The sequence below is a fragment of the Nonomuraea terrae genome (genome assembly GCF_044465245.1).
Lineage (GTDB): Bacteria > Actinomycetota > Actinomycetes > Streptosporangiales > Streptosporangiaceae > Nonomuraea > Nonomuraea terrae.
This window is the reverse complement of sequence record NZ_JBITLL010000008.1, coordinates 52,586-74,422: the sequence shown is the minus strand read 5'-3', so window position 1 is coordinate 74,422 and position 21,837 is coordinate 52,586. Positions and strand designations below refer to the sequence as shown.

Below are 21,837 nucleotides of genomic sequence, written 5' to 3'. Positions count from 1 at the left end.
CCCCCAACTGCCTGGAGATCGCCGTGCCGCACCTGTCCCGTCGTCATGTTCTCTCCCTGCTCCCCGCCGCCGGGCTGCTGGCGATGATCCCGCCCGTGCGGGCCGCGGCGGGCGTCGACCACGGCCGGTTGGTGGCCAACGCCGTGGCGATCTACGCGGGGACGCCCGAGGTCAACGCCCGGCCCGAGGTCGCCGGGAAGCTGGCTGCCGTGCTCCGTACGGCTCGGCAGCGGCTGGACGCCCTGGACGGCGCCGGCGCGAACGAGCTGTTCGCCGGGGTGAGCCTGGGCGGCGACGACGTCAACCTGCGGCTGTCCTTCCAGTACCTGTACGAGATCGCGCTCGCCACCCGGACCCCCGGTGGCGAGCTCGACGGCGACGCGGCCGTTCAGCGGCGGGTGATCGACGGCCTGCGGTGGCTGCACGAGCACCACTTCGGCGACCAGGCGAAGGGCTACTACGGCAACTGGCACAGCTGGGAGATCGGCATCCCGACCCACGTCGGCAGGACGCTGGCGCTGCTGGCCGAGCGGGTACGCGACGAACGGCCCGACCTGACGGCCGCGTACGTCGCCTCGATGGACGCCTATCTGCGCAACGGCAAGGACGGCGACGTCGACCTCGACTCACGCTTCCACACGGGCGCGAACCTGGCCGACATCACCGGCAACCGGATCCTGCAGGGCGCGCTCACCGGCGACGACGCCCGTGTCGACAAGGCCATCTCCGACCAGGCCACGGTCTTCGCCACCATCGACCCGTACGCCCTGCAGCACGGCGTGGCTGACGGCTACTACGCCGACGGCTCCTTCATCCAGCACCACTCGGTGGCCTACACCGGCTCGTACGGGCGCGCCCTGCTCACGCGGGTCGTGCAGACGCTCAAGACGCTCGACGGCGCCACGAGCACCGGGCCCGACCTGGCCGGGGTGGTGTACCGGTGGGTCGCGGACGGGTTCGCGCCGCTGATCTTCGAGGGCTGGATGATGGAGATCGTCAAGGGACGGGCGGTCTCCCGGACCACCACCGGCTACACCGACGTCGGGGTCATCGTGGAGGCCGTCGCCGACCTGGCCGACCACGTCACCGGGGACCAGGCCTTGGCGCTGCGGAAGTACGCCAAGTTCCTGCCGGCCGCCGACACGGCCGCCTTCGTCTCGCCGGTCAGCATCGCCCGCTACCAGGCCATCCGCGACTCCGGCGTGCCGGCCGAGGACCTGAACCCGGCCAGGCGGTCGGTGGCGTTCAACGCCATGGACCGGACGGTGCACCGGCGTCCCGGCTACGCCTTCGCCCTCGCCCGCAGCTCCGACCGGATCAGCAAATACGAGTACATGAGCGGCGAGAACCTCATGCCGTGGTTCCAGGGCGACGGGGCGTACTACCTCTACCTGTCGGGGGAGGACCAGCGGGAGGTCTTCGGCGTCGACTACTACACGGCCGTCTCGCCGTACCGGCTGGCCGGGGTGACCGCGCCGGTGGAGGAGCGGCGGACGGTCCCCGAGCTGTACGGCCGGATGTGGTACGAGAACCCGGGGCATCCGCTCACCTTCACCTCGTCCTCGGAGTCCCAGAACGCCTACGTGTACTTCCCGCTGGCGGAGAACGCCTTCTCCGGCGGCGCCACGCTCGGCGAGTACGGCGTGGCCGGGATGGTGCAGTCGGACGACGCCGCCTACGCCGCCAAGCAGGCGGGCCTCCTGCCGGACGACTTCGTCGCCTACCAGAACGCCCGCGCGACCAAGTCGTGGTTCCTGCTGGACGACGAGATCGTCGTGCTGGTCGCGGACATCTCTGGACAGAGTGGACGCGCCGCGACGACGACCGTGGACAGCCGCATCGCCGCCCCGGCCGACGCGATCACGGTCACCGGCGAGCGCCGGGACGGCGCGGCCTGGCAGGCCGGCGACACCGCGCCGCCGCGCTGGATCCGGTACGCCAACGGCACCCGCGGCACCGCGATCGGCTACGCGTTCCTCACCGGCCAACCGGTCGAGGCCGGGGTGGAGACGGTGACCCGCAGCCGCAGGGTCGTCCGCGCCACCAACCCCGACACCCGGATCACCAAGCAGGTCTTCACCGCGGCGATCCACCATCCCGCCGCCGGGGACGTGCCCGCCCTCGCCTACGCGCTGGTCCCGAACGCCACCGAGGCCGCCCTGCGCCGTTACACGGACGGGCCGCTGAGCGTCCTGGCGAACGACGGGCGCGTGCAGGCGATCAAGCACGCCCGGCTCGGGATCGTCGCCGCCAACGTCTTCGCCGCCGGCCGGCACCACGCCGAACGGGTGCAGATCGACGGCCCGGCCTCGGTCATCGTGCGCTCCGGCGAGCGTACGGTGGTCGCGGTGTCCGACCCGACGATGGACCGCGACCATGTCACCGTCGTCCTGCGCGGCGCCTCTCTGCGCCTCGACTCCGCCGACGAAGGGGTGACGGCACGCCGGGTCCCGGGCGGCACCGAGATCCGGGTGAACACCCACCACGCCCACGGGCGGACGTTCACCGCGACGCTGCGCTGACCTTCTACAGGATCTCCCCTCTGCAAAATGGGCATCAGCCCCAATAGCGGACATGGGTCTCCGCGGTGAGACTGGGCTCCGGGGCGGCCTGCGCCAGGTGCCCGCGAGATCGATGGAGGTCCTTGTTGAACGCCCCGCCGGCAGACGCGGCCACCGGCTCGCCGCTGGAGATGGCCGCCAAAATCGTGCCCGTCGCGGCTGTCCTGGCGTTCCTCGGGGCGTGGGAGCGCAGCCTGCCGGTGATCGGCGAGATCGTGGTCGTGGGGTTGCTGGGGGCGTCCGTGCTGGCGGCGGTGCACCACGCCGAGGTCGTCGCCCACCGTGTCGGCGAGCCCTTCGGCTCGCTCATCCTGGCCGTCGCCGTCACCGTCATCGAGGTCGGCCTCATCGTCACCCTGATGGTCTCCGGCGGGCCGGGCGCCGCCACGCTGGCCCGCGACACGGTCTTCGCCGCCGTGATGATCACCTGTAACGGCATTTTCGGCCTGTCGTTGTTGATCACGGCGTTGCGCGAGGGCACCGCGTCGTTCAACGCCAAAGGCACCGGCGCCGCGCTGGCGACCGTGATCACGCTCGCGACCCTGAGTCTCGTGTTGCCCACGTTCACGACCAGCGTGCCCGGTCCCGAGTTCTCCGGGGTGCAGCTGGCCTTCGCCGCCGTGGTCTCCCTCGCGCTGTACGTGCTGTTCGTGTTCGTGCAGAACGTCCGCCACCGTGACTACTTCCTGCCCGCCCCGGGGCCCACGGTCCGCCCGCTGCGGCCCGCCACCGCCAGACTCGGCGGCGTTCTCGTCGCCGAAAGAATCGAGGAGGACGAGGAGGCCGACACCGAGGTCCACGCGGCCACGCCGACGCTGCGGACCACCCTGACCAGCCTCGCGCTGCTCATCACCGCTCTCGTCGCGGTCGTCGGACTGGCCAAGGTGGAGTCGAAGACCATCGAGGCGGCCGTCTCCGGGGCGGGGCTGCCGCACGCCGTGGTCGGCGTGGTCATCGCCCTGCTGGTGCTGCTGCCGGAGACCCTCGCCGCGGCCCGCAACGCCCAGCGCCGGCGCATCCAGATCAGCCTCAACCTCGCGCTCGGCTCCGCCATGGCGAGCATCGGCCTGACCATCCCGACCATCGCCGTGGCGTCGATCTGGCTGGACGGCCCGCTGCTGCTCGGGCTCGGGGCCGTCCACATCGTGCTGCTCGGCCTGACCGCGCTCGTCGGCACGCTCACCGTGATCCCCGGCCGCGCCACGCTTCTCCAGGCCGGGGTCCACCTCACCCTGTGCGCGAGTTACCTCTTCCTCGCCGCCGTCCCATGAGCCGGGACGCCGGTCAGCGGGACGCCCGCTGCAGGATCTCCTCCTCCGTCAGCGGGGCGGGCGGGTGGTGGGTCAGGCACTGCGGGGTGCGGATCAGCACCTCGGGAACGCCCTCGCTCACGGCGTAGAACTGCCCGGTCTCCAGCCGTCCGACCCGGTCGGCCCGGCCGCCACGGGAGCGCGCCAGCGTCTGGACCACGGAGATCTGCGTGGGGCTGTTCATCCGGCCGATGAACTGGGTGGTGGCGTTGCCGGCGATCTGGTTGTGCAGCCCGCGCGGCGCCTGGGTGGCGAAGACCAGGCCGAGGCCGTACTTGCGGGCCTGCGAGGCCAGAGTCAGCGTGCTGGCCAGGGCCTCGGTCTTGGGGGTCGCCGGTACGAGGGCCTGGGCCTCGTCCATCACGTACAGACCGGTCAGGGGGCGGTCGCCGGCCGGGTTGCGCTTGATCCAGGAGAACAGGGCCATCTGGAGCCGGCTGACGAAGCCCGGCCGCGCGTCCTCGTTGAGACCGACGAGGCTGATGACCGACACGCGGGCCCGCCTGCCCGCCGACGGGGTGAGCAGCCGGGCCGGGTCCACCGGCTCGCCGTCGCCCGCGAAGAGCGGGTCGTTGATCGTCGCCGCCGTCAGCAGCTGCCCCAGCTCGGCGGCGATGGTGTCGGCCCGGTCGATCCTGCCGGCCTCGAACGGCAGCGCGGCCAGCATGCCGAGGAACTCGGCGAAACCGCCGCCGCCCGAGCGGGCGAAGTGTTCCAGCGCCTGGCGGAGCACGGCCTTGCCCTTGCGGGCCTTGGCGGTGTCGCCGTCGACGTTCGCCCGGGGGGCGAGGGCGGCGACGGCCAGGCCGAGCGCGGAGTCCAGCTCGTCGCGGTCGTCGAGGACGGCGGCGAAGTCGGGGAGCGGCTGGAAGCTCAGCGGGCGGCCGCGGGAGCGCCCTGGCGTCCAGATCACGACCTCGGCCTCGGCGAAGTAGCGGGTCGCCTTGCCGGGGTCGTCGGCGTTCCACCCTGGGGGCGGGGCGGGCCAGGGGTCGCCCAGGCGGGCGAGGTCGTTGTTGGAGTCGAGCACGATCGACGACACGCCGTGCAGGGCGCATTCCTCCACCAGCCGCCGGAGGAACACGGTCTTGCCGGACCCGGAGCCGGCGAAGACGGCGGTGTGGCGGGCCAGCATGCCGAGTTTCAGCTCCAGCGCGGCGCCGGTGTCCAGCCGTCGGCCGACGGGGATGACGGCGTCCCGCCCGCCCACCGGAGACATGTGGGCGGGCGGGGCAGGGCGCTCCGGGGAAGCCTGCTCCTGGCGGGGCGGGGCCGGGCGATCCGAAGCGGGCCGGGGTGGGGTCGCCGCGTCGTGCGGGGTCGCCCGGTCGGAAGCGGGCGGGGGTGGCGCCGGGTGGTCGGGAGCGGGCTGGGCCGCGGCCGGGCGGTCGGGCGCAGCCGGTTCCGCGCCTGCCAAGTGGTCGAGGGGCCGGGGCCGGTGGTGGGGTGCGGCGAAGACGGTGGTGAAGAGTTCGGTGCTGCCCGCCGGGCGGCGGGCGCGCAGCCACGCCTCGAACGCCGGGTCCTGCTCCGCCGCCATCCGGCGGAGCGCCTCGAAGACGCGCAGGTCGTCATCGCGTACGGTCAGCGCCAGCCCGCCGTGGTCCTTGAGCTCCGCCACGCGCGCCCGGGTCGCCGGACCGTCCGACCACGCGTGGTTGCGCAGCACGATGAACCGCCGGTCAGCGGTCTGCGGCCCCAGCCCCGACGCCTGCATGCCGTCCGTCAGCCGCTTGAGCGCGGCGATGTGATGCCGCGCGCCGATCATCCGGAACGTCCAGTGCCGCTGGTCCTCGGAGTCGGGGCTCAGCGCCTGGCGCAGCCGCGCGTGCAGGCTCGGCCGGCGGCCGGGAGGCGGGTCGACGGAGAAGGCGCGGCCCTGCTCGCCCTGTTCCGTGATCCAGGCCCGGAGCCCGGCGGCCAGCAGGGCAGGGACGAGCTCGTCCTCGTGCTCGGGATCGAACGCGGCCGAGGTGTCCGCCTGTGCGCGCAGCTCGGCGAAGCGGGCGTCGAGCCGGACAAAGTCGTCCTCGGCGGGGGTCGGCTCCGCGACGACCTGGGTCGCGTGGCCGGGGCCGTCGTCGAAACGTTCCAGCAGCCGCTCGCGGCCGTCCGCGAGGCACGTCTCGACGTGGGCGCTGATGAGCCGCAGCAGGGTCCGCGGCGTGTGGCCCGGCGCCGTCTCGAACGCGGCGGGGGTGATCGGCCAGACGGGGCCGGGCGGCGCGAACCCCGCTTTCGCGTACGCCACGGCGAAGCGCCGCTCGACCAGCGTACGGGCGATGTCCGCGGTCGCTATCGTGCCGAGGATCAGCGCCGGCCGGAACCGGTCGCGCACCGTCCCGATGGCGCGGTCCCTGAGCAGGCTCCACGACGAGGGCAGGCAGGCCACCAGGCAGAGGGACCGCTGGGTCGCGTGGACCAGCGCCATGAGCCCGCCCGCGAGCTCGTCGATCACGTCCTTGCGCTGCTCCGCGCCGGCCGGCCCGGCGGGGCCGGCCCCCGCGGCCGGGCGGGAGTGTTCGAGGATGGCGTCGATCTGGTCGACGGCGATCACACTGGGCCCGGTCATCGCGAGGATCATCGACAGGTCGACCGCGATCTCGTGGGGCTCCTTGATGCCCTTGCTCATGCCGCACGCCTGCCGATCGCCCTCCTCGGCCTCCTCCGTCGACATCAGATGGTCGTGGGCGACGTCGAGGGCCGGGCCGGAGGCCGCGGCGTAGAGGGCGAGCGCCCGGATGGTGTCGCGGCAGCGCAGCAGCCGGCGGTCCTTGGTGATCAGGCCGCTGACCAGCGCGTCGAGGTCGTCGCGGTCGAGGCCCTTGCCGCCGTCCACCGCGGCCTCGATCCGGTCCTCCACGCCGGCGAGGGCGGCCAGGCGGCGCAGCGCCACCATCGCCTGGATCGGCTCGTCCCGGCCGCCCGCGGAACGGCCCAGGTCCTCGACCATCGCGCTCGTCGTCCGCCGCCAGAAGTCGTCGCCCGCGCTGAAGTCCACCAGGAAGAAGTAGCCGCCCGCGCGGGCGATCTCGCCCCTGACCCAGCCGAGCAGGTGGGTCTTGCCTGCGCCGCCCTCGCCCTGGATCACGACGCCGAGCGGGCTGGTCCGGGTGGCGGCGGACGCCTCGTCGATGCCGTCGAGGATCAGCCGCTCGGCCCGCGGATGCATGCGGTCGACGTGGAACGGCGGCGGGTTCCAGGCGTGTTCGGCCGTCGTCGCCCAGTTGAGGACCCTGGAGACGGCGCGCAATGCGCGCTCCTCGGCCTCGTTCATCGCGCCTCGATCGCCAGCAGGTGCTTGCGGATGCCGCTCACCAGGACGGCCGCCTCCCGGTCGGCGCCGGTCAGGGTCTTCTGGTCGGCCTCCGGCGCCAGGTGGACGTCGGGCAGCCGCTCCATCCGGCGCAGCGCCTCGTCGACCTCCGCGCGGGGAGCGTCCCCGAGGCACGGGCGCAGCCGGGTGAGCAGCACCCAGTCCTGCGGTTCGCGGGCCAGCCGCCAGTAGGCGTCCCTGATCGCCTGGGTCAGGTCGTCCTGGGGCGTCTCGTCGCCGCGGGCCTTGACCACGAACTCCGCCAGGCTCAGGTCGCTCGCGTCAAGGTAGCCCCTGAGCAGGTCGAGGACCTGGTAGAGGGTGCGGCCGAGCGATCCCGTCTTCGCCGGGGCAGTGCCGGACAGCTCTTCGACGCACCAGGCCCAGCCGTCCTCGGTGAGAGTGTGGTGGTAGGCCCTGCCGGGTTTGTCGCTCGCGACGAGACCGAGCTTGTTCATGCGGGTCCTGGCCGCGCCGTCGAGCGCGTACCCGATGTGTGCTTTGAGATCCGGGTTGGACGCCGAGCCGCCGAGCGTCATCAGGCCGAGCAGCAGAGCCCGTTCTCGGGTCGCGAAGGCGGTGTTCTCCATGGTCAGGTCTCCTCGGATCGATCGTCGACGACTCGGGCGAAACGGTCGGCCATCAGTTCGAGACGGCCGTGCACTTCCATGAGCGTGCCGTGGGCGCGTACGGGCGTCCTGGTGCGGTGGGCCTCGACGGCCACGTCGTAAGCCGCCTCGCCGGGCAGCCGCACCCACAGGGAGCTGCGGGGTTCGCCGCCGGCGAGGGACACCTCGCCGCGGACGTGGACGCGGAACCGGTCCTCGCCGCCGTTGTCGAACAGCGTCCCGATGAGACCGGTGACCGAGGCGTGCTCGCGGTGCAGCCGCCGCAGCCGGTGGGCGACGCGGCGGAGCAGCCGTCCGGTCTCGGCCTCGAAGACGACCGTTCGCGCCGGTTCGGCGGAGGGCAGGCCCCGCGCCCAGCGGAAGCCAACCTCGAAACGGGCGCCGGGATCGGCGCCGGCGAACCGGGCGAGCGCCGCGCACAGGTCGGCGGACACGCCGTCGCCGACGACCCGGTCGAAGACGCTGATGTCGCCGGTCCTGCGGGCCTCGTCGCCGGCCTCGCGCAGGAGCGTGGTCGCCCGCTGGAGCACGATCAGCGTGCGGCGCGCGAGCGGAGGTTCTCCCTGGTCGGCACGGTCCAACGGCACGCGTACGGTCAGCAGGTCGCCGGAGGGCACGATCGGCCCGATGCGCACGCGGGCGAGCAGGTCGCGCACCGGTTTGGGCGCCGCGCCGTCGAACACCGACCGGGGCCCGGTCAGGGCGGCGCGGGCGGCCGCGCCGAGAGCGGCCTGGGCGCTGCTGAAGGCGGTGACCGCGTCGACGAGCCCGAACTGCCCGTCCTGCGGGACGATGGGGGCGCGATACCACTGGACGTCGGCCATGGGGGTGCCGATGTCGGAGGCGATGTCCTCTCGGGAACGTTCCTCCACCTTCGCCAGCACGGTGAGGATCTCCCTGAGTCGCCGGGGCGTGTCGGCGAGGTCGTCGGAGCCGGGCACGAGGATCTCGTGATCGCCGTCGTGCACCCAGACGGTCGCGCCGCGCCAGCCCTCGGGCCGGCGGACCCAGCCGGTGGCGGCCACATAGCTCGCCACGTCGGCGACCGACAGACTCCCGGTCACGCCGGCGACCCGGTGGGGGCGCCGACGAGCTCGCGTAACGCGCGAACGGTGAGCACGTTGCCCAGCGGCACCCGGACGGTCGCGTACCGCTTCGGGCTGGGATCGAGGATCGGCTCTTCGCCCTCGAAGCCGCGGTAGTAGCAGAGCCTGCTGAGCATCAGCCCGTCCGTCTCGACCCGCGCGTAGTGCTCGCTCTCCGCCGGCACCACGACGAGGAACAGGTAACGGGGGACGAGGAACGGGCCCGCGGCGAGCTTGTTGTACTGGACCTCGTTCAGACCGCGGAAGAGCAGGTCGGGCCCCTGGGTCGCGGGCGCGGACCAGGACTTGATCTGCGCCTCGATGGCCGGTGAGGCGATATATCCGGATCTGCCCGGATGACGGAAGCCGAGGTCGATCCCGTCATGATCGAGATCGTCCTTGTAGACGAGGAGCCCCGCCGCCGAAGCGAGTGCCCGGACATAGTCCTCAGCGAACTTGCCCTGATGGTTCCGCTGGTCGAGCACGCAGTCTCCTCGCCTCTCCCGCACAATCCGCAACGCAAGAGACTATCTCCCGACGAGCGGCCCTCGGCCGTCTTTTTCCGGCATGCTCGCGGGTGGAGGTCGACGATGAAATTCGCCCTGCTGTTGTTCGATCCAGAGGACTACTGGGACTCGGTCTCGGAGGAGGAGATGGGCGCGGCGGTGGCCGAGCATGCCGCGTTCGCCGCGTACCTGCGCGAACGCGGCATCCCGTTCTCCGGTGAGGCCCTGAAGCCGGCGGCGGAGGCCAGGTCGTTGCGGCCCTCCGGCGACGGACCGGTCGCCGCCGACGAGCCGTTCATGGCGCTGCGGCAGGATCTGGCCGGCTTCTACCTCATCGAATGCGCCGGCCTGGACGAGGCCGAGGAGATCGCCCGGCGCTGTCCCATCGGTGCGGGCATCGAGATCCGGCCCGTCTGGGAGGCGTGACCCCGGCTCAGCGGTAACCGGTGGCGTCCGCCGGTCTGCCGGGGTCCTGCACCTCGACCAGGTAGCGCCAGCAGTCCGGCTGGGAGCCGTCGAGGTCGGTGAAGCCGTACTCGCGGGCCAGCCGGCCACTGTCGAGCGACTCGCCGCTCCAGCGCATCACCTCGGGGTCGGCGGCCAGGGCGGCGACGGCGCGGCCGACGTAACGCGGGCTCTCCGAGATCACGAAGTGGGGCTCGCGGGCGGTGGCGTCCCGCCAGTTGTCCTCGCCCACCCCGAACAGCTCCAGCATCATCTCCGACCTGAGCCAGCCCGGGCTCAGCGCCACCGCCGCGCATCCGTACGGGCGCAGATCGTGCGCCTGCCCGAACGCGAGCCTGAGCACGGCGCTCTTGGCATGGTCGTAGAAGAACGAGACGCGGTAGTTGCGGTCGTTGTACTCCTTCGTCCCGTCGGTCATCTCCACCACCAGGCCGCCCGGCCGCTTGATGAGCAGCGGCAGCGCGTAGTGGCTGGTGATGACGTGCGTGTCGATGGCCAGCCGGAGCAGCCGCAGCCCGCCGGCGAGGTCGTGCTCCCACAGCGGCGTCTCCCACTGGGCGAGCAGCTCACCGCCCCAGATGTCGTTGACCAGGACGTCGAGGCGCCCGTGGTCGCGCTCGATGCGCTCGACGAGGGCGCGCACCTGCTCGGGCTCCAGGTGGTCGACCTGGACGGCGATGCCCTCGCCGCCGGCCTCCGTGACGAGCTCGGCGGTCTCCTCGATGGTCTCCGGGCGGCCGTACTCGGATCGGCTCTCGCGCGTGGTCCGGCCGGTCACGTACACGGTGGCGCCCGCCGCGCCCAGCTCCACGGCGATGCCGCGCCCGGCGCCGCGGGTGCCGCCGGCCACCAGCGCGATCTTGCCCTGCAGGGGTTTGTTCATGGTTCGAAGCTAGCCGTGATACCCGACAACGCCTGTCATCTTTTCCCGCCGTCGTCTGCCCGCGGGCGGATGGTCAGGCGGCCGGGCGCGGGTTACGGTGCAGGCGGACACCGGTCGATGATCGAGGAGCCGTCATGAAGCGTGCCGCCTTACCGGCGCTGGCCGTCTGCGCAATGCTCGTCACCGCCTCGCCCGCCCAGGCCCGGCCGCCGGAGCGATCCACTCTCACCCAGCATCGCGTCGTGTCCGACCAGGGAGAGGCCTGCGGCTTCCCCGTCGCCTGGACGATCGACCTCACCGCCGGCCTGACCCACTTCTTCGACGCCGACGGGCGGCTCCTGCGCGAGCAGGCCCACATCAAGGAGGACAACACCGTCCAGAACCTCGCCACCGGCAAGGTGGTGACCGAGGGGCCCGACTCCTTCACCCAGACCACGCACTTCGACGAGGCCGGCAACCCGACCCACTACGTGGTGACCGGGCTGGCCGTCAACGCGGGGGCCCTCAAGGACGTCGGCCGGGTGGTGCTCGTCCGCGACGCCGAGGGGCGGCTGGACATCGCGTTCGCGGCGGGGCCGCACCCGCTGCGGGAGGCCACGGCGCTGGGTGACGCGCTCTCGGCCTTCTGCGGCATCCTCGCCTAGCGCGGAAACCGGCCGAAAGTACCGCCGGGGGCCCTGCTTTCGACTCATGCGGGCCGCCGACGGGCTCCGCAGGATGATCCGCATGTCGCATGAATCTGCGGTCCATCCCGCCCGGAGCCGCATCACCGCCCTCGACGTCGTACGCGGGTTCGCGCTGTGCGGGATCCTGGTGGCCAACGTCCGGCCGATCGCGAACGTGGACCCCGCCGTGGTGGTCCAGCCCGGGGCCGGCGGCCACGACCCGCTGGCCTGGTTGGGCTTACTCGTCGACCAGCGGTTCTTCCCGATCTTCTCGTTCCTGTTCGGCGTGGGCTTCTCGCTCATGCTGGAATCGGCCGAGAGGCGGACGTCCCGGCCGAGGGTCGTGCTGCTGCGCCGCCTGCTGGCGCTGCTCGCCCTGGGGCTGGCGCACATGTTCCTGCTGTGGCAGGGCGACATCCTGACGATCTACGCCGTCGTGGGCCTGGCGGTGCTGCTGCCGTCCACGTGGCTGCCCCGCGGGGTCGTGGCGGCGCTGGCGGGGGTGCTGCTCGTGACGCCGCTGGCCCTCGGCTCGAACGGCGTCCCGCTGGTGCCGGGGCTGTTCCTGCTGGGCTCCGCCCTGACCCGGTACGGCGTGATCGCCCGGATCGAGCGCTCGGCCCGCGGCCCGGCCCTGCTGGGCACGGTCTTCGCGGTGACCGCCGCACCCGCCCTGTGGGTCCAGATCCGGTACGCGGACCAGCCGGACGACAGGTCGTTCGTCATCGCGCTCGCCGTGGCCGGGCTGCTCATGGCCGGTGTGTACGTGTGTGTCCTGCTCGTCCTGCTCCGTACCCGCCTGCGTCCCGTGCTGGTGGCCGTCTTCACGCCGCTCGGGCGGATGGCGCTGACCAACTACCTGAGCGCGACGGTCATCGTCCTGCTGGCCGGGCGGCTGATCGGCGGGCCGCCGGAGACGTGGGACACGCTCACCGTGCTCGCGATCGCCGCCGGGATCCTCACGGCGCAGTGCGTCCTGTCGGGCCTGTGGCTGCGCCGCCACCGCCAGGGTCCGCTGGAGTGGCTCTGGCGCTGGGTCACCTGGTGGCGTCGCCCGCCGCTGCGCCGCGACGCCTAGAGCTCGCCCACGCGCACGGCGCACAGGAGGCGGTTGTGGCCGCGCTGCCACAGGGTGCCGATCTCCGTGAAGCCGGCCTCACGCAGGGCGCCGACGTGCTGGGAGAGCAGACTGGACTCCGAGCCGCGGTGGTCGGCGCCCGCGGTGGTGCGCTCCTGGTCGAGCTCGGCGAAGGCCGGGTCGGCCTTGATCGCGTCCCACCAGGCCCGCCAGTCCTCGGGCGGGTTCGCGCCGAAGACCCGCTCGCTCTGGCGGTCGTGCACGGCGCGCTCCAGCCGCGCCAGCACCGGGGTGGCGTCGTCGGTCTCCATGTGGTCGCCGTTGAGCAGCAGGCCGCCGGGCCGGAGCACGGCCGCCAGTTCGGCGTACATGCTCTTGAGGTCCTGCTCGGAGACCCAGTGCAGCGCGGTCGTGCTGACGGCCGCGTCAACGGGGCGCTCCAGCTCCAGCAGCCGCGTCCACCCGCTCGTCCGCAGGTCCGCCGAGACGAACCTCACGTGCGGGTACGCCGCCCGCCCCAGCCCGAGCAGCAACGGGTCGGCGTCCACGCCGATGACGGTGGCCTCGGGCAGCCGCTCCAGCAGCCGCGCCGACAACGAGCCGGGCCCGCACCCCAGGTCGACCACCACGGGGTCGGGCCGCCCCAGCGCCTCCACCGCGTCGATCATCACGGTGAACCGCTCCTCGCGGTCGGGCAGGTAGCCCTCCTGCTGGCGGTCCCAGCGCGCCATCCACTTCGTTGCGGCATCGTGAGTGAGCACAGCACATCTCCTTGTGACTGTCGTTTAAGCTTTGGACAGTCACGAACATAGAACACAAAGGTGTAACTGGTCAATTGGACTTCAACGGTCACATGGACACCGTGGTCCGCGTCGCGGTGACCCTGGTCAACGAGCTCACCCCGGGCGAGCGGCGCGGGCGACCCTTCCGGCTTCCCGAGGACGGCGGCGCCGCCGCGACCGCGGCGCTGCGCACGGCCTATCCGGCCTACCGCGAGCTCGGCACCGAGGAGGGCGCGCAGCTGGCCGCGGTCGCCGCGCGGCTGCGCGCGGTCTTCACCGCGGTCGCGGACGGCGACGTCGACAGCGCGGCCACGCAGGTGAACACACTGCTGCGGGAAACGCAGGCCAGGCCCATGCTGGAACGGCACGACGGCGAGCCCTGGCACCTGCACTTCCACGGCAGCGACGACACCACGGCGGGAAGCTGGGCCGCGAGCTGCGCCACCGGCCTGGCGATCGTGCTGGGCAGCGAGTTCCACGACCGCCTCGGCGTCTGCACGGCCCCCCACTGCGACCGCGTCTACGTGGACGTCTCCCGCAACGGCACCCGCAGATTCTGCTCGACCGCCTGCCAGAACCGCGTCAAGACCGCGGCCTTCCGGGCCAGGGCCAAAGGAGACTGACTCACAACACCCGGATCGGCGCCCCGTCGAGGAACGCGCCGATGTCCTCCACGGCCTCCCGGAAGTACGTCGCGTAGTTCAGCTCGCTGACGTAGCCGAGATGCGGCGTGGCCAGCACGTTCGGCAACGTGCGGAACTCGTGCCCGGCGGGCAGCGGCTCCTCCTCGAACACGTCGAGCCCCGCTCCGGCGATCCGGCCCTCACGCAGCGCCCACAGCAGCGCGGCCTGGTCGACGATCGCCGCCCGCGAGGTGTTGACCAGGTACGCGGTGGGCTTCATCAGGCCCAGCTCCCGCGCGCCGACGAGCCCCCGCGTCCGGTCGCCGAGCACCACGTGGACGGAGACGACGTCGGAGCCGGCCATCAGGGCGTCCTTGTCGGGGGCGAGCCGCGCCCCGCACTCCTCGGCCCGCTCGCGCGTCAGGTTCTGGCTCCAGGCCAGCACGTCCATGCCGAACGCCCGCCCCACCGCGGCCACCCCCGCCCCGATCCGGCCCAGGCCGATCAGCCCGAGGGTGCGGCCGTGCAGGTCGGCGCCGACGGTGCTCTGCCACCGCCCGCCCGCGCGCAGGGCGGTCGCCTCGGGCACCAGGTGGCGGGCCAGGCCGAGGATCAGCGCCCAGGTCAGCTCCACCGTGGAGGTCGAACCGCCGGACGTGCCGCAGACCGTGACGCCGTGCGCCCGGGCGGCCTCAAGATCGATGGAGGCGTTGCGCATGCCGGTGGTGACGAGCAGGCGCAGGTTGGGCAGCCGGTCGAACACCTCGGCGGGGAACGGCGTGCGCTCCCGCATGGCGACCACGATCTCGCAGTCGTGCACGGCGGCCACGAGATCGTCGCGGCTCGTGAAGTGCTCGCGCAAGCTCGTCGCCCGCACCCGGGACCAGTCGGCGAGGCCCAGGGCCACGCCCTGGTAGTCGTCCAGCACGGCGCATCGCAGCATGACCCCACATGCTACGGAAGACCCCCCTGCTCCAGCTCCCCGGGGCGGCCGGGGAGCTGGAGCCCGTTCAGCCGGAGGCCAGGCGTTCCGCCTCTTCGTGCAGCGCGAGGACGAGAAGCAGCTCCAGGTCGAGCAGCTCCAGGTCGGGCGCCGCGAGACCGTCCAGAACGCGCATTTCAGGCCTCCTTATCGGTTGGACGTGTCAGAGGCCACAAAGGTTCACGAATCGTCAGATCTCGCTCCGGAACCTCTCCCACGCGCTCTGCCGGGTCATGCCGAGCGCCGCGCCGATGCGTTCCCAGCTGACGTCGCGGGTGCGCAGATACAACACCCAGTCGTGCAGGTTGTCGTCCACCTGGGCCTGCACGGCGGCGATTTTCGGCAGGTGCTCGAGAATTTGCTCGTCGGTCATCGACTCCCACGCGGGAAGCCGGGGCTCGCCGGAATGTTGCTCGGCGGATTGTCGCTCTGCCTCCAGGATTTCGTGGCACAGGCCGACGCACTCATCGCAAATGTGCACCCCGGGACCGGCGATCAGCTTGTTCACGTCCGTGCTCTTCTTGTGGCAGAACGAACAGCGGAGCTTGTCCTTCCAGTCAGGCATGTCCTGACACTACGTCCGTCAGGCGGCACCTGACAAGCCTTCGATCCGGTCCCGTTCCATCTGGACCCGGAGGATCTCCTGCCGCTCCTCGTTGATCCGGCGCAGGATCGTCATGTAAGCGTTCAGGACCTGGCAGTACTTCGTCCGGGCGGTCTCCAGCTGGTCGCGCAGCTCCACGGCGCGGGCGGCGTCACCGCGCCGCTCCGCCTCCTCCAGCAGCGCGCGCGCCTCGTCCACGATCTCCTCGGCCCGCAGCCTCGTACGGCGCAGCAGCGCAGAGCATTCGTACAGCTCTCCCAGTCGTGCCGAGGAGACGATGAACTCGGCCGTGTGCACGACCGATCCGCCGGTCACTTCCCCGCGGAGCTCCGATCCCATTTCCCGCCACCTCCCGCCTCAAGGTTGCCTAACTGTAGACGCGTATGTGCCGTCAGAGGATCACGCAGCGTACGCGGTGGTGTCGTAGTGATCCGCGCGGTGAGGATTCTTCTCCCAGGAGGGAAAACCTCATCCCTGAAACGCATTCGGAGCTGGCTGAATGCGGTAATTGGCGGGTGTGACTCCCTTTATTGGCCGATTGCCGCGATTCTCCGGTGTTAGCAAAAGGGGGGGATGAAGACCTCGGAACCGCCCCCGCGGGACCCATCGCTCGTCACATACTGAAACGGAATGGCAGCGCAACGTGACTCTGGAAGTGGCGGCGATGGTGGCGATGTCGGCGACAGGGAGCGGAGACGACGCGGTCGACGTCAGCGTCGTCATCCCCGTGCACAACTGCCGGGCCTACCTCGACCGGTGCCTCACGTCCGCGCTGGTGCAGCGGGTGAAGAAGGAGATCGTCGTCGTGGACGACGGCTCCACCGACGGCAGCGCCGAACTCCTCGACCTGTACGCCGAATACCACGGCGACACCGTCAAGGTCGTCCGCATTCCCGGCGGGAGCACCGGAGCCGGGCGGCCGCGCAACCTCGGCATCGAGCACGCCACCGGCCGTTACGTCTTCTTCTGCGACGCCGACGACTACCTCGGCCCCGAGGCCCTGGAACGCATGGTCGCCATGGCCGACAGGAACGGCTCCGACATCGTCCTCGGCAAGGTCGTCGGCCACGGCCGGCGGGCGCCGCAGTCGATGTTCCAGCGCAGCGCCGACCGGGCCGACCTGGGCGACAGCACGGTCTACAACAGCCTGAGCTGCTTCAAGCTGTTCCGCCGCGAGCTCATCGAACGCCACCGCCTCCGTTTCGGCGAGGGCATGCTCATCGGCGAGGACATCCTGTTCACCGTGCACGCCTACTGCCACGCCAGGGTGATCTCGGTGGTGGCCGACTACGACTGCTACCACCTGGTGTCGCGCCCCGACGGCAGCAGCATCATGCAGCAGCCCGGCAGCCGCGACCCGCTCGGCTGGCTGACCATGATCAGGGAGCCGATCCGGCTCATGGCCCGGCACGTCGGGCCCGGCCCGCTGCGTGACCACCTGCTGCGCCGGCACTTCAGGCTCGACGTGTTCGCCCAGCTCGGGCCGGTGTTCCTGGAGAGCGACGACGTGCGCCGCAAGGACATCGCGCGGGAGGTGGCCGCGCTGTGCGACGAGTGGTACACCCCCGGCGTCCACGAGCGGCTCGGCACCATCGACCGGCAGCGCGCCACCGCGCTCGACGACGTCGACCGGCTGGTGCGCCTGGCCCGCATCGAGAGCGCCACCATCCGCCGGCGCCTGACCGGGCTGCGCTGGGAGGGCGACTGCCTGGTGGTCTCCGGCGCCGCCCGGCTCGCCGGCCATCCCAGGGACGACGGCCTGGCCGTGGTGCTGCGCGCCCGCCACGACCCGGCCCGCGAGCTGGTCCTGCCGGCCGAGCGCAAGGGCGGCGAGTTCACCGCCAGGATCGACGTCGGCGCGCTCGACTCCGGCGTCTGGGACCTGAAGGTGGCGGTCGAGATCGAGGGCGTCGTCCGGCTCGGCCGGCTCGGCGCCGAGCGCGACAGCGGCGTCGGACGTCCCCAGCCCCGGCTGGTCGGCGGCGTGGTGGCGGTGCCGTACTTCACCCGCGACAACGGCAACCTGAGCATCGACATGGGCGGCCACGTGGCGGCGGTGCCGGGCGCGGCGCGGCTCGTCCGCACCCGGTGGTCGCTCGGGCAGCGGCTGCTCGTCGACGGCGAGGTCAGCGTGGCCGGCACCGCCCCGGCGGCCTCGGCGATCCGGCGGATCGTCTGGCGCGAGCGGGCCACCGGCCACGAGCGCACCGACCGGGTGGTGGCCCTGCCCGGAGGCGGGTTCGTGGCCAGGCCCGCGGTGGGGCGGCTGGCGCCCGGCACCTGGGACGCCTACCTGGAGCTGGAATTGGGCGGGCCCCCCGCGCGGTTCAGGATCGAGACGGACGAGGACACCGTCGCGGCGCCGCGCGGCTGGTGGGCGGTGGCGCTGCTGCGCACGGTGCGGCCGTACGCGACGCCGGGCAAGGGGCGGCTGAGCGCGGTGGTGCGGCGGCTGACCGCCCAGCGGCTGATTAAGAGGATAATTCGGTAATTGCCACCTATGTGCAGTTGCAACACGATGTCCTACAGTGGGAGCGCTTGTCCGTTCTCTCGGCATGGAGGCCTGCCGTGCACGTACCCGATGGCTTCTTCAACGCGGTCACATCCCTGTCGGCCGGTGTGGTGGCCGCCGCCGGTGTCGCGGTCTGCCTGCGCGGGGCGCGCAGAGAGCTCGACGACCGCACCGCCCCGATGGCCGGGCTCGTGGCCGCGTTCATCTTCGCCGTGCAGATGCTGAACTTCCCCGTCGCGGCCGGCACCAGCGGCCACCTGCTGGGGGGAGCGCTGGCCGCGATACTCGTCGGGCCCTCCACAGGAGTGTTGTGCATGGCCGTCGTCCTGCTGGTGCAGGGCGTGTTCTTCGCCGACGGCGGCCTGACGGCGCTCGGCGTCAACATCACCATCATGGGCATCGTCACCGTGCTCGTCGGCTGGGGAGTCTTCCGGCTGGTCACCGGTCTGGCGCGGGGGAGAGTGGTGGTGGCCGCGTTCCTGGCCGCGCTGGTCTCCGTGCCCGCCTCGGCGCTGGTGTTCACGCTGCTGTTCTGGATCGGCGGCACGGCGCCGATCGAGGTCGGCGCGGTCGCGGCCGCGATGGGCGGCGTGCACGTCCTGATCGGCATCGGCGAGGCCGTCATCACGGCCCTGACCGTCAGCGCCGTGCTGGCCGTCCGCCCCGACCTCGTGTACGGCGCCCGCGGCCTGACCAAGCCGCTGGTCCTGCGCAGCGCCGAAGGCACGACCACGACCGCGGGCGAGGAGCGGCCGGTGGCCCCCAGGGGCACGCTCAAGCCGTTCCTGCTCGGCGGCGTCGGCCTGACGCTGGTGCTGGCCGGCGCGGTGTCGTTCTTCGCCTCGCCCGAGCCCGACGGGCTGGAGGCGGTGGCCCAGAACCACGGCTTCATCGACCAGGAGAGCGACCACCTGTTCGGTCATTGGGCACTGGCGGACTACGGTGACGTGGGTGGAATCCCGGTCGGCGTGGCGGGGATCATCGGCGTCGGGCTCGTGCTGCTGATCGGCGGTGTCGTGGCCTACGCCGCCAGGAGTCGTGACAAGACCAAGGTGTGACACGTGGGCGCGGGCCATCATCACCAGCTCTACCTGCCGGGCGTTTCGGTCGTGCACCGGCTGCCGCCGCAGTGCAAGCTGCTCGCGGTGCTCGCCTTCGCCATCGTGGTGGTGGCCACGCCGCGCGAGCGGTTCTCGGCCTTCGCGGCGTACGCGCTGCTGCTCGCGGCCGTCGCGGTGGCCGCCCGGGTGCCGGCGGCGCACATCGTGCGGCGGATGGCGATCGAGATCCCGTTCGTGTTGTTCGCGTTCCTCATCCCGGTGATCGGGCTGGGGGAGCGCACGACCGTGCTGGGGCTCTCGCTGAGCGTTCCGGGCCTGTGGGCGGCTTGGAACATCCTGGCCAAGGCCACGCTCGGAGTGGTCGCCTCGATCCTGCTGGCGGCCACGACGGAGCCGCGGGTGATCCTCGTCGGGGCGCAGCGGCTGCGGCTGCCGAGCCTGCTGGTGCAGATCGCCATGTTCATGCTCCGCTACATGGACGTGATCGTGGACGAGATGCGGCGCATGCGGGTGGCCAGGGAGTCGCGCGGCTTCGAGGCGCGCGACATCCGGCACATCCCGGTGCTCGCGCGCTCGGCCGGGGCGCTGTTCATCCGCTCGTACGAGCGGGGCGAGCGGGTGCACCTCGCGATGCTGAGCCGCGGCTACACGGGCGAAATGCCGATCATCCACGATATTTCGGCATCGGTAGGCCAATGGGGCACTGCCCTCGCCCTGCCCGCCGCGGCCCTGGCAATATGGGGTCTACCGTGGTGAACTCACTCGAAGTCCGGCAGCTCGCCTACGCCTACCCCGACGGCACCCAGGCGTTGTTCGGCGTCGACCTGTCGATCGCCCGCGGCGAGCGCGTGGCCCTGCTCGGCCCCAACGGCGCCGGCAAGACGACCCTCGTCATGCACCTCAACGGCATTCTCACCGCCGGGCACGGCACCGTCACCGTGGCGGGCACCCCGGTCGCGAAAGACACCCTGAAGGAGGTCAGGCAGCGCGTCGGCCTGGTCTTCCAGGACCCCGACGACCAGCTCTTCATGCCCACCGTCCGCGACGACGTCGCCTTCGGCCCGGCCAACGCGGGCGTGCGCGGCGACGAGCTCGACCGGGTGGTGAAGGACGCGCTGGAGCGGGTGGGCATGCTGGAGTTCGCCGACCGGCCCCCGCACCACCTGTCGTTCGGCCAGCGGCGCAGGGTCGCGGTGGCCACGGTGCTCGCGATGGCACCGGAGATCCTGGTGCTCGACGAGCCGTCGTCCAACCTCGACCCGGCCGCGCGCCGGGAGCTGGCCGAGATCCTGCGCTCGCTCGACGTGACGGTGCTCATGGTCACCCACGACCTGCCGTACGCGCTGGAGCTGTGCGAGCGCGCGCTCATCCTGTCCGGTGGCGTGATCGCCGCCGACGGGCCCACCCGCGAGCTGCTGGCCGACACCGACCTGCTGGCCCGCCACCGCCTGGAACTTCCGTACGGGTTCGCCATTCCGGCCGGATGACCGTGCTTGACGGGGGTTTGGCGCCCATTTAGGGGGTCTTGCCGTGCTGCATCGGACTCTTCGTAGTTTGTGCATGCCCGCTATCCGGGGATGTCGAAGTACAGTGGCTCATCGAGGAGGGGCCAAATGAAGCTGCGGCTTGCACGACACGCCCTGGGCGATGCCGTGGTGGTGGCCGTTGAAGGAGAGCTTGACCTGTTCACCGCCCCGTTCCTGCGCGACGAGGTGCGTGACGCCATCAAGCAGGACGGCGCCAAGCTCGTGCTCGACCTGCAGCAACTGTCGTTCATGGATTCCAGCGGCCTGTCGGTGCTGATCGAGGCATGGCGGCTGGCGACCGGAGAGGGTGGCGGCGTGTCCCTGGCCGCGCCGCAGGCGCCGGTGGCGCGCATCCTCCGCACCACCGGGCTCGACCGGCGCATCAAGGTCTACGCCGACGTCGACACCGCCGTGGGAGAGATTTAGCCGCCCCCGAGTAGAACTTCATTCGGTTGGCGGGTTAGGGTCCGGGATATGGACGTGAACGGATCTGCAGCAATCATCTCCGGCGGTGCCAGCGGCCTCGGTGAGGCCACCGCCCGCGAGCTGGCCCGCGCCGGCGCCGCGGTGGTCGTGGCCGACCTCAACGAGCAGCGCGGCAAGGCCATCGCCGACGAGCTCGGCGGAGTCTTCGTCAAGACGGACGTCTCCGACGAGGAGCAGGTGCAGGCGGCCGTCGACGCTGCCGTGGCCACCGGCAAGCCGCTGCGCGTGGTGGTCAACAGCGCCGGCATCGGGTGGGCCGAGCGCACGGTCAACCGCGACGGCAACCCGCACAACCCGGCCTCGTACCGCAAGGTCATCGAGGTCAACCTGATCGGCACGTTCAACCTCATGCGCATCGGCGCGGCGGCCATCGCCAAGACCGCGCCGGCCGACGAGGACGGGCAGCGCGGCGTCGTGATCAACACGGCGTCCGTGGCGGCGCTGGAGGGCCAGACCGGGCAGGTGGCCTACTCCGCCTCCAAGGGCGGCATCGTGGGCATGACCGTCCCGGCCGCGCGCGACCTGGCCGCCGTCGGCGTGCGGGTCAACACGATCTGCCCCGGCATCATCGACACCCCGATCTACGGCTTCTCGCCCAACTCCGACGAGTTCAAGGCCAAGCTGGTGGCTCCGGTGGTCTTCCCCAAGCGCATGGGGCGGGCCGACGAGTTCGCCCACCTGGTCAGGTCGCTCATCGAGAACGACTACATGAACGCCGAGGTCGTCCGCTTCGACGGCGGCATCCGCTTCCAGCCCAAGTGAG

Annotated in this window: 21 protein-coding genes; 12 read left to right on the top strand and 9 right to left on the bottom strand. The window is 71.8% G+C overall.

Annotated features, from left to right (window positions below; translation table 11 throughout):
* The first annotated feature begins 23 nt into the window (after nucleotides 1-23).
* Both ACIBP6_RS38575 and ACIBP6_RS38570 read left to right on the top strand, forming a co-directional pair.
* Nucleotides 24-2,522, top strand: a complete 2,499-nt coding sequence (locus ACIBP6_RS38575) for a polysaccharide lyase family 8 super-sandwich domain-containing protein (protein WP_397059086.1) — start codon at nucleotides 24-26, stop codon at nucleotides 2,520-2,522.
* 125 nt (nucleotides 2,523-2,647) lie between these two features.
* Entirely contained in the window at nucleotides 2,648-3,832 is a 1,185-nt protein-coding gene (locus tag ACIBP6_RS38570) for a calcium:proton antiporter (RefSeq protein WP_397059084.1), read from the top strand.
* A 13-nt stretch (nucleotides 3,833-3,845) separates the two neighbouring features.
* Here the strand turns inward: ACIBP6_RS38570 and ACIBP6_RS38565 are convergent, their stop codons facing one another.
* The 4 genes from ACIBP6_RS38565 to ACIBP6_RS38550 are packed head-to-tail and all read right to left on the bottom strand — an operon-like array spanning nucleotide 3,846 to nucleotide 9,386.
* Nucleotides 3,846-7,148, bottom strand: coding sequence for an ATP-binding protein (locus ACIBP6_RS38565; RefSeq protein WP_397059082.1), 3,303 nt, complete (start codon nucleotides 7,146-7,148; stop codon nucleotides 3,846-3,848).
* The gene (locus tag ACIBP6_RS38560) at nucleotides 7,145-7,777 is read right to left on the bottom strand and encodes a hypothetical protein (RefSeq protein WP_397059080.1); all 633 of its coding nucleotides are present in this window, start codon (nucleotides 7,775-7,777) and stop codon (nucleotides 7,145-7,147) included. The genes ACIBP6_RS38565 and ACIBP6_RS38560 overlap by 4 nt, the downstream gene beginning before the upstream one ends.
* Nucleotides 7,778-7,779: 2 nt before the next feature.
* On the bottom strand, nucleotides 7,780-8,880 hold the full coding sequence (locus ACIBP6_RS38555; protein ID WP_397059078.1) for a hypothetical protein: 1,101 nt from the start codon (nucleotides 8,878-8,880) through the stop codon (nucleotides 7,780-7,782).
* A complete protein-coding gene (locus ACIBP6_RS38550; RefSeq protein WP_132622659.1) occupies nucleotides 8,877-9,386 on the bottom strand; it encodes a DUF4365 domain-containing protein in 510 nt (169 codons plus the stop codon). Before ACIBP6_RS38550 ends, ACIBP6_RS38555 begins: the two co-directional genes overlap by 4 nt.
* Nucleotides 9,387-9,491: 105 nt before the next feature.
* Here ACIBP6_RS38550 and ACIBP6_RS38545 point away from each other — a divergent pair, with 105 nt between their 5' ends.
* Nucleotides 9,492-9,833, top strand: coding sequence for a YciI family protein (locus ACIBP6_RS38545; protein WP_397059076.1), 342 nt, complete (start codon nucleotides 9,492-9,494; stop codon nucleotides 9,831-9,833).
* 7 nt (nucleotides 9,834-9,840) lie between these two features.
* Here ACIBP6_RS38545 and ACIBP6_RS38540 read toward each other — a convergent pair whose 3' ends face one another.
* Nucleotides 9,841-10,755 carry an SDR family oxidoreductase gene (locus ACIBP6_RS38540; RefSeq protein ID WP_397059074.1) on the bottom strand — a complete coding sequence of 305 codons (915 nt, stop codon included), beginning with the start codon at nucleotides 10,753-10,755 and terminating at the stop codon, nucleotides 9,841-9,843.
* A 134-nt stretch (nucleotides 10,756-10,889) separates the two neighbouring features.
* Between ACIBP6_RS38540 and ACIBP6_RS38535 the strand changes: the two genes are divergently transcribed.
* Both ACIBP6_RS38535 and ACIBP6_RS38530 read left to right on the top strand, forming a co-directional pair.
* A complete protein-coding gene (locus ACIBP6_RS38535; RefSeq protein WP_397059072.1) occupies nucleotides 10,890-11,399 on the top strand; it encodes a hypothetical protein in 510 nt (169 codons plus the stop codon).
* Between the two features lie 82 nt (nucleotides 11,400-11,481).
* Nucleotides 11,482-12,498, top strand: coding sequence for a DUF418 domain-containing protein (locus ACIBP6_RS38530; RefSeq protein WP_397059071.1), 1,017 nt, complete (start codon nucleotides 11,482-11,484; stop codon nucleotides 12,496-12,498).
* On the opposite strand, the gene ACIBP6_RS38525 is transcribed toward ACIBP6_RS38530, so the two are convergent.
* Nucleotides 12,495-13,259, bottom strand: coding sequence for a class I SAM-dependent methyltransferase (locus tag ACIBP6_RS38525; protein WP_397059069.1), 765 nt, complete (start codon nucleotides 13,257-13,259; stop codon nucleotides 12,495-12,497). The genes ACIBP6_RS38530 and ACIBP6_RS38525 overlap by 4 nt on opposite strands.
* Nucleotides 13,260-13,333: 74 nt before the next feature.
* Between ACIBP6_RS38525 and ACIBP6_RS38520 the strand changes: the two genes are divergently transcribed.
* On the top strand, nucleotides 13,334-13,903 hold the full coding sequence (locus ACIBP6_RS38520) for a CGNR zinc finger domain-containing protein (RefSeq protein ID WP_132622649.1): 570 nt from the start codon (nucleotides 13,334-13,336) through the stop codon (nucleotides 13,901-13,903).
* A gap of 1 nt (nucleotide 13,904) precedes the next feature.
* On the opposite strand, the gene ACIBP6_RS38515 is transcribed toward ACIBP6_RS38520, so the two are convergent.
* The 3 genes from ACIBP6_RS38515 to ACIBP6_RS38505 form a co-directional block, all read right to left on the bottom strand.
* Entirely contained in the window at nucleotides 13,905-14,846 is a 942-nt protein-coding gene (locus ACIBP6_RS38515; RefSeq protein WP_397059067.1) for a D-2-hydroxyacid dehydrogenase family protein, read from the bottom strand.
* Between the two features lie 229 nt (nucleotides 14,847-15,075).
* Nucleotides 15,076-15,450, bottom strand: a complete 375-nt coding sequence (locus tag ACIBP6_RS38510; RefSeq protein WP_397059065.1) for a ClpX C4-type zinc finger protein — start codon at nucleotides 15,448-15,450, stop codon at nucleotides 15,076-15,078.
* Between the two features lie 18 nt (nucleotides 15,451-15,468).
* Nucleotides 15,469-15,828, bottom strand: a complete 360-nt coding sequence (locus tag ACIBP6_RS38505) for a hypothetical protein (protein WP_397059063.1) — start codon at nucleotides 15,826-15,828, stop codon at nucleotides 15,469-15,471.
* Nucleotides 15,829-16,132: 304 nt separating this feature from the next.
* On the opposite strand from ACIBP6_RS38505, the gene ACIBP6_RS38500 reads away from it, so the two are divergent.
* The 6 genes from ACIBP6_RS38500 (at nucleotide 16,133) to ACIBP6_RS38475 (ending at nucleotide 21,836) form a co-directional block, all read left to right on the top strand.
* Nucleotides 16,133-17,980, top strand: coding sequence for a glycosyltransferase family 2 protein (locus ACIBP6_RS38500; RefSeq protein ID WP_397059061.1), 1,848 nt, complete (start codon nucleotides 16,133-16,135; stop codon nucleotides 17,978-17,980).
* 77 nt (nucleotides 17,981-18,057) lie between these two features.
* Nucleotides 18,058-19,059: an energy-coupling factor ABC transporter permease gene (locus tag ACIBP6_RS38495; protein WP_397059059.1), complete on the top strand. Its 1,002-nt coding sequence runs from the start codon at nucleotides 18,058-18,060 to the stop codon at nucleotides 19,057-19,059.
* 3 nt (nucleotides 19,060-19,062) lie between these two features.
* Nucleotides 19,063-19,818, top strand: a complete 756-nt coding sequence (gene cbiQ, locus ACIBP6_RS38490) for a cobalt ECF transporter T component CbiQ (protein ID WP_397059057.1) — start codon at nucleotides 19,063-19,065, stop codon at nucleotides 19,816-19,818.
* Nucleotides 19,812-20,549: an energy-coupling factor ABC transporter ATP-binding protein gene (locus ACIBP6_RS38485; RefSeq protein WP_397059055.1), complete on the top strand. Its 738-nt coding sequence runs from the start codon at nucleotides 19,812-19,814 to the stop codon at nucleotides 20,547-20,549. Before cbiQ ends, ACIBP6_RS38485 begins: the two co-directional genes overlap by 7 nt.
* 126 nt (nucleotides 20,550-20,675) lie before the next feature.
* Nucleotides 20,676-21,014 carry an STAS domain-containing protein gene (locus ACIBP6_RS38480; protein WP_132613562.1) on the top strand — a complete coding sequence of 113 codons (339 nt, stop codon included), beginning with the start codon at nucleotides 20,676-20,678 and terminating at the stop codon, nucleotides 21,012-21,014.
* 48 nt (nucleotides 21,015-21,062) lie between these two features.
* Nucleotides 21,063-21,836, top strand: a complete 774-nt coding sequence (locus tag ACIBP6_RS38475) for an SDR family NAD(P)-dependent oxidoreductase (protein ID WP_397059053.1) — start codon at nucleotides 21,063-21,065, stop codon at nucleotides 21,834-21,836.
* The last annotated feature ends 1 nt before the right edge of the window (nucleotide 21,837 follow it).

Excerpts from the sequence above, each read along its gene's own strand:
- ACIBP6_RS38475 (WP_397059053.1), top strand. The coding sequence starts at position 21,063 with ATGGACGTGAACGGATCTGCAGCAATCATCTCCGGCGGTGCCAGCGGC.
- ACIBP6_RS38515 (WP_397059067.1), bottom strand. The coding sequence starts at position 14,846 with ATGCTGCGATGCGCCGTGCTGGACGACTACCAGGGCGTGGCCCTGGGC.
- ACIBP6_RS38535 (WP_397059072.1), top strand. The coding sequence starts at position 10,890 with ATGAAGCGTGCCGCCTTACCGGCGCTGGCCGTCTGCGCAATGCTCGTC.
- ACIBP6_RS38530 (WP_397059071.1), top strand. The coding sequence starts at position 11,482 with ATGTCGCATGAATCTGCGGTCCATCCCGCCCGGAGCCGCATCACCGCC.
- ACIBP6_RS38565 (WP_397059082.1), bottom strand. The coding sequence starts at position 7,148 with ATGAACGAGGCCGAGGAGCGCGCATTGCGCGCCGTCTCCAGGGTCCTC.
- ACIBP6_RS38540 (WP_397059074.1), bottom strand. The coding sequence starts at position 10,755 with ATGAACAAACCCCTGCAGGGCAAGATCGCGCTGGTGGCCGGCGGCACC.
- ACIBP6_RS38505 (WP_397059063.1), bottom strand. The coding sequence starts at position 15,828 with ATGGGATCGGAGCTCCGCGGGGAAGTGACCGGCGGATCGGTCGTGCAC.
- ACIBP6_RS38545 (WP_397059076.1), top strand. The coding sequence starts at position 9,492 with ATGAAATTCGCCCTGCTGTTGTTCGATCCAGAGGACTACTGGGACTCG.
- ACIBP6_RS38480 (WP_132613562.1), top strand. The coding sequence starts at position 20,676 with ATGAAGCTGCGGCTTGCACGACACGCCCTGGGCGATGCCGTGGTGGTG.
- ACIBP6_RS38560 (WP_397059080.1), bottom strand. The coding sequence starts at position 7,777 with ATGGAGAACACCGCCTTCGCGACCCGAGAACGGGCTCTGCTGCTCGGC.
- ACIBP6_RS38510 (WP_397059065.1), bottom strand. The coding sequence starts at position 15,450 with ATGCCTGACTGGAAGGACAAGCTCCGCTGTTCGTTCTGCCACAAGAAG.